The organism is Terriglobales bacterium, assembly GCA_035624475.1.
GTDB lineage: Bacteria > Acidobacteriota > Terriglobia > Terriglobales > Acidobacteriaceae > DASPRL01.
Window position 1 is genome coordinate 1 of the sequence record DASPRL010000128.1, and the last position, 4601, is coordinate 4601.

General features: G+C 68.7%; 6 protein-coding genes. 1 reads left to right on the forward strand and 5 read right to left on the reverse strand.

Features of this window, described 5'->3' with window-relative positions; genetic code table 11:
- Together VEG08_05575 and VEG08_05580 are read right to left on the reverse strand one after the other, a co-directional pair.
- On the reverse strand, positions 1 to 799 hold a 799-nt coding region (locus VEG08_05575; protein HXZ27455.1), incomplete at its 3' end, for an ABC transporter substrate-binding protein.
- A 10-nt stretch (positions 800 to 809) separates the two neighbouring features.
- Positions 810 to 1967 (reverse strand): radical SAM protein, encoded by a 1158-nt coding sequence (locus tag VEG08_05580; protein HXZ27456.1) that lies wholly within the window; start codon positions 1965 to 1967, stop codon positions 810 to 812.
- A gap of 35 nt (positions 1968 to 2002) precedes the next feature.
- Here VEG08_05580 and VEG08_05585 point away from each other — a divergent pair, with 35 nt between their 5' ends.
- Entirely contained in the window at positions 2003 to 2362 is a 360-nt protein-coding gene (locus tag VEG08_05585; GenBank protein HXZ27457.1) for an iron-sulfur cluster assembly scaffold protein, read from the forward strand.
- On the opposite strand, the gene VEG08_05590 is transcribed toward VEG08_05585, so the two are convergent.
- From VEG08_05590 to VEG08_05600, 3 genes are read right to left on the reverse strand one after another with little or no spacing between them, the layout of a single operon-like run.
- Positions 2353 to 3051 carry a haloacid dehalogenase-like hydrolase gene (locus tag VEG08_05590; protein ID HXZ27458.1) on the reverse strand — a complete coding sequence of 233 codons (699 nt, stop codon included), beginning with the start codon at positions 3049 to 3051 and terminating at the stop codon, positions 2353 to 2355. The two genes, VEG08_05585 and VEG08_05590, sit on opposite strands and share 10 nt — an antisense overlap.
- A complete protein-coding gene (locus VEG08_05595; GenBank protein HXZ27459.1) occupies positions 3038 to 3667 on the reverse strand; it encodes a nucleotidyltransferase family protein in 630 nt (209 codons plus the stop codon). Before VEG08_05595 ends, VEG08_05590 begins: the two co-directional genes overlap by 14 nt.
- Before the next feature lie 2 nt (positions 3668 to 3669).
- A complete protein-coding gene (locus VEG08_05600) occupies positions 3670 to 4548 on the reverse strand; it encodes an XdhC/CoxI family protein (GenBank protein ID HXZ27460.1) in 879 nt (292 codons plus the stop codon).
- Positions 4549 to 4601: the final 53 nt, after the last annotated feature.

Here is a 4601-nt window from a genome sequence, read left to right on the forward strand (position 1 = left end):
CCCGCAGTCCTTCCGGGGCAGGGAAATGGTCGGGGCGGAGGGCGGCGGCCAGCGCCTGCAGCCCCAGCAGCAGCGTAGGGGCCGGGGTGTTCAGGAACTCGTCGCGGATGCAGTAGATGCGGCCTTGCACCACCGCCCGCACGTCCTCCCACCCGCGCTCGCGCACGATCTTCTCCAGGGGGACGCGGTCGCCGGCGCCGCACCAGGCCGCCACGATGACCTCGGGGTCCTCCGCTTCTACCGTCTTGGCCAGGGTGCGGCTTCCGGGCTCGCCCAGGAAATCGCCGCCCGCCGCCTCCACCAGCTCCGCCACCCAGCGCTGCGAGCGGATCAGCGGCTTGCCCCACTCCTCGCAATAGACGCGCGGGCGCGGGCCCGTGCCCGCGCATTTCGCGCGAACCGCGGCGACCTTTTCCTGCATCGCCCGGATCACCCGCTCGCCGCGTTCTGCCGCCCCGCAGAGGCCGGCGATAGCGGCGATGTCGCCATAAACGTCGGCCAGGCTCTTGGGGGCGAGGCCGAGGAAGCGCGCGCCCGCCTTCAGGATCTCGCCCAACGCCTTCTCCTGGTAAGGCACAGCGGCGATCACCAGGTCCGGCCGCACCTTCAGGATCTGCTCCGCCTTCGCCGTCCAGGAATCGGAGACGATAGTGCGCCCGCCCTTCTTTACTTCGGGACAGACGTCGGCGCAGTACCGGGTGCAGGCCACCACGCGCTCCAGCATCCCCAAGCGCTCCAGGATCACGGTGGCGCTGGGCTGCAAGCAGGCGATGCGGCAGGGAGTGAAATCGGCGGCCATGGGATGGGGGCTAGTGCAGCAGGGGCGCGTCGGCCACGCGGAAGCGCTCCAGCTCCTCGATTGCGGTCTCCGGCAGCCGCTCCCAGCGGTGCTTGAGGTACGACCAGGGGATATGGAAGAGCTGCACCTTGGGACTGAACTTGGCGGAGGTGTGGATCCAGCAGGAGTGGGTGCACCAGCACTGGGCGCGAGGGATATCGGCGATCTCCGTCTGCATGGCCTGCGACTGCAGGGCCGCGTCCAGGTCGAAGTCGAACTCCTGGAGCTTGCCCAGCTTGCCGCGCAGTTCGCAGGAGCGGAAGTGGCCGTCGTGGTCGATGACGATGGTAGTCTGGCCCGCCGTGCAGGCCATCGGCCAAGCCTTGTTTCCATAATGGTTTTGCTGATGACGTTGAAAGTGAAACTTGATATGACCCAGATAGTAAGCGCGGGCCAGGCGCCGCGCCGTGCCGCGCAAGTGCGAGAAGATGCGGTCGGCGTAGCGTTCGTGGAAGTGCAGCAGCCGGCGGTGGAGCGCGGCCAGATCCTCGCGCGACAGTCGCTTCAGCGCCGGCTCCATGGCGTCGCCGCGGATGATCTCGAAGTAGTGTCCGTCCAGTTCCTGCTCGCGCAGCAGCTTCAGGCCCAGTTCGACCAGCTCGTGGTAGTTCTCGGTGGTGATGCAGCTCACCACGTTGCGGCGCAGGCGGCGCACGCTCTTCCACCTGGCCGTGGCCATCTCCAGGGTGGCCAGCGTCTTCTCGAAGTTGTTGGGGACACCGCGGATGGCGTCGTGGGTGTTGGCCAGCCCGTCGAGCGAGAAGTTCAGATCCAGGGTCAGTTCGGGGCAACGCTCCAGTACCTGGCTGACGACCGCCTCCAGCTTCTGCGGCAGCAGCCCGTTGGTGGGCAGATTGACGTGGCGTACGCCGTTGTTCGCGTAGAAAAGCTCGATGATCTCGGCCAGCTCTTTGCGCAGGAAGGGCTCGCCACCCGAGAGCCAGAGCTTGTGGAAGGGCGGCGCGGTGCGGCTCACCCGCTCGATCTGCTCGAAGCTGAGGTCGCGGCCCTGGTTCAGCTCCTCCCAGTAGAAGCAGGTGCGGCAGAGGGAGTTGCAGGTGGAGGTGACGAACAAAAAGACGGACTCCAGGCGCTTGGGCCGGAAGAGGTCGCGGGCGTATTGGAGCATCGGCAGCCCCACCGTTCGTGAGATTATAGCCCGCTATGTACTCGCCCCAGGTGCTGGACCACTTCGAGCATCCCCGCAATGTGGGCGAAGTGGAGCAGGCCGACGCCACCGCCGAGGTGGAGAACCCGGCCTGCGGCGACGTGATGCGGCTGAGTGTGAAGCTGCGCGAGGGGCGCGTCGCGCAGGCGCGCTTCCGCACCAAGGGCTGCGTCACCGCCATCGCCTGCGGCTCCCGCCTGACGGAATGGCTTTCAGGGCGGAGCCTGGCGGAAGCGCGCAGCCTGCGCCGCGAGCAACTGGTGGAATCGCTGGGCGGCCTGAGCCCCGAGACCCTGCACGCCAGCCACCTGGCCATGGAGGCCCTGGCCGCCGTTCTCCAGAAGCTTCACCCCTGACCGCCCGGCCAGTAGATGGGCCAGCCCTGCAACTGCGCGACCTTTTCCAGATCAGGGTTGGGATTGACGGCGAAGGCGTGGCCCGCCAGGCTGAGCATGGCGGCGTCGTGGATGGAGTTGCCGAAAGATGCGTCCACCGGGCCGCGAATCTGCTCGCGGATCACGCGCGCCTTGCCTTCTCCGGTAGGCACGCGCAGCAAGCGGCCGGTGACCTGGCCGTTCTCGATGATTGCCGCGGCCGCCAGCACGCGCGCCGGCGCAATGCCGAAGCGCCCCGCCCCCGCCTCGATCACCCACTGATTGGTGGAGGAGACGGCCCACAACTCGCAGCCGGCCTCGGCCAGCCGTTGCGCTAGCCCCCGCATCTCGGGAAAGATGCGCCCCTCGACCTGCTCGCGGAAGAAGGTATCCGCCGCCTGCCGCAGGCCGGCGTCGGAGAGCCCCTGGTAGAGCGTGACCATCTCCCCGCACATCTCCTCCTCGCCCACCTTGCCGGCCTTGTAGTCGGCGTAGCGAGGCAGGGCCCAGGCGGCCACTTCGTCGGGGACGAGCCGGCGCTCGATGCTCCAGTAGAAGAAGTCCTGGCCGGCGTCGCCCGACCACAGGGTGCCGTCGCAGTCCAGGGCCGCGCGGCGCGGCGCGAGCGCCAGCACCGCCTCCACGAACTCCGCGGCGCTAGGACTTGCCAAGGCTGGGCGCGGCTCCGGCGATGAGCCGCTGGTAGTCTTCCGGGGTGTCTACGCTGGCGACCACCAGGGGATCGTTGACCGCCAGGTACTGGATGCGGTCCTGGTGGGCGTGCTCGATCTCGCGCGCGATCGCGGTGCGCGGCGCCTTGAGGAAGAACTCGATGATCTCCCGGCCCAGGGCCACGGGGTGCCCGTGCTTGCCGCCGTACTCCGGGATGACCGCCCACTGGTCGCGGTTCACGGCTTCGACGAAGGCAGCGCGCAACCGGTCCACCGTCTCCAGGCGGGCGGGAGGATGGTCCACCAAGGCGACGATGGCGGCGTCGCGCCCGCGGTTCAGCACCTCGCTCAGCCCTACCTGAAGCGAACTGAACTGTCCGCGCTCGCTCTCGGGGTTCACCACCAGGAAGGCGCCCTTGCTGTAGACCAGGGGCTCGAGGGCGGCGGCGTTCTTGCCCGCCACCACGATCACCATCTCGGTGTAGGGATTCAGCAGGTCGATGGCGCCGCCCAGGAAGGTCGTGTCGTGCCAGGGCAGCAGGGCCTTGTCGCGGCCCATGCGGGCGGACTCGCCCGCCGCCAGAATGACCCCCGCGAAGCTGGGTGAACGTGCCATAGCTAGGCCTTCCCGCTCCTCTCGGAAGAACTCTCGGCGGCTTCCGGAGGCTGGTCGAGGGCGGCGGCGGGATGCTCCTTCTTGCCGGCGCGCAGGTGGGGCAGGGAAGCCTCGCTCCGGCGGCGGAGGGCGATCATCTCGGCGGCGATGGCCACCGCGATCTCCTCCGGGGTGACCGCGCCCAGGTCCAGCCCCACCGGCGAGTACACGCGCTCCAGCCTCTCGCGGTCCACTCCCTGGCGCTCCAGTTCGCGGCAGACGGAGAGGAACTTGCGCTGCGATCCGATCATGCCCACGTAGCGGGCGGGCTGCTCCACCGCCCAGCGCAGCACGCGCATGTCATCGCGATGCCCGCGGGTGACGATCACCAGGAAGGACGAGTCGTTGACCGCCAGTTGCGGCAGCACGCGCTCGAAGTCGTCGGCGTAGATGTCGCGGGCCTCGGGGAAGCGCTCGCGGTTGGCGAAGCTCTCGCGGTCGTCCACCACCACCACGTCGAAGCCGGCGAGCGAGGCCACCCGGCAGAGGTTGTAGGCCACGTGCCCGGCGCCGAACAGGTAGAGGGTGGCGCGCGGCAGCACCGGCTCCACGAAGATCTCCAGCGTGCCCCCGCAGACCAGGCCGGTGTCGTACTTGGGATCCTGGTTGAGGTTGAAGGTCAGGGTGCGGGGCTTCTCCGACTCCATGACCTCGCGCGCCGCCTGCCAGACTTCGGCCTCGACGCAGCCGCCGCCGATGGTGCCGGCGATGGTCCCGTCGTCGCGCACCAGCATCTTGGCGGTCTGGAACGAGGGGATGGAGCCGCGCACGTTGACGATGGTGGCCAGCGCCCCCCGCCGCCCCTCCCGCCGCAGCCGCACGATCTCCTCGTAGACATCCATCGGGCTTAGATTGTACCCCGGGGGAAGCCAACCATGAAGGGCACGAAGGTTCA

Bases quoted from the DNA above. Each gene is read 5' to 3' on its own strand.
- VEG08_05580 (HXZ27456.1), bottom strand. From the start codon at position 1,967: ATGCTCCAATACGCCCGCGACCTCTTCCGGCCCAAGCGCCTGGAGTCC.
- VEG08_05585 (HXZ27457.1), top strand. From the start codon at position 2,003: ATGTACTCGCCCCAGGTGCTGGACCACTTCGAGCATCCCCGCAATGTG.
- VEG08_05595 (HXZ27459.1), bottom strand. From the start codon at position 3,667: ATGGCACGTTCACCCAGCTTCGCGGGGGTCATTCTGGCGGCGGGCGAG.
- VEG08_05600 (HXZ27460.1), bottom strand. From the start codon at position 4,548: ATGGATGTCTACGAGGAGATCGTGCGGCTGCGGCGGGAGGGGCGGCGG.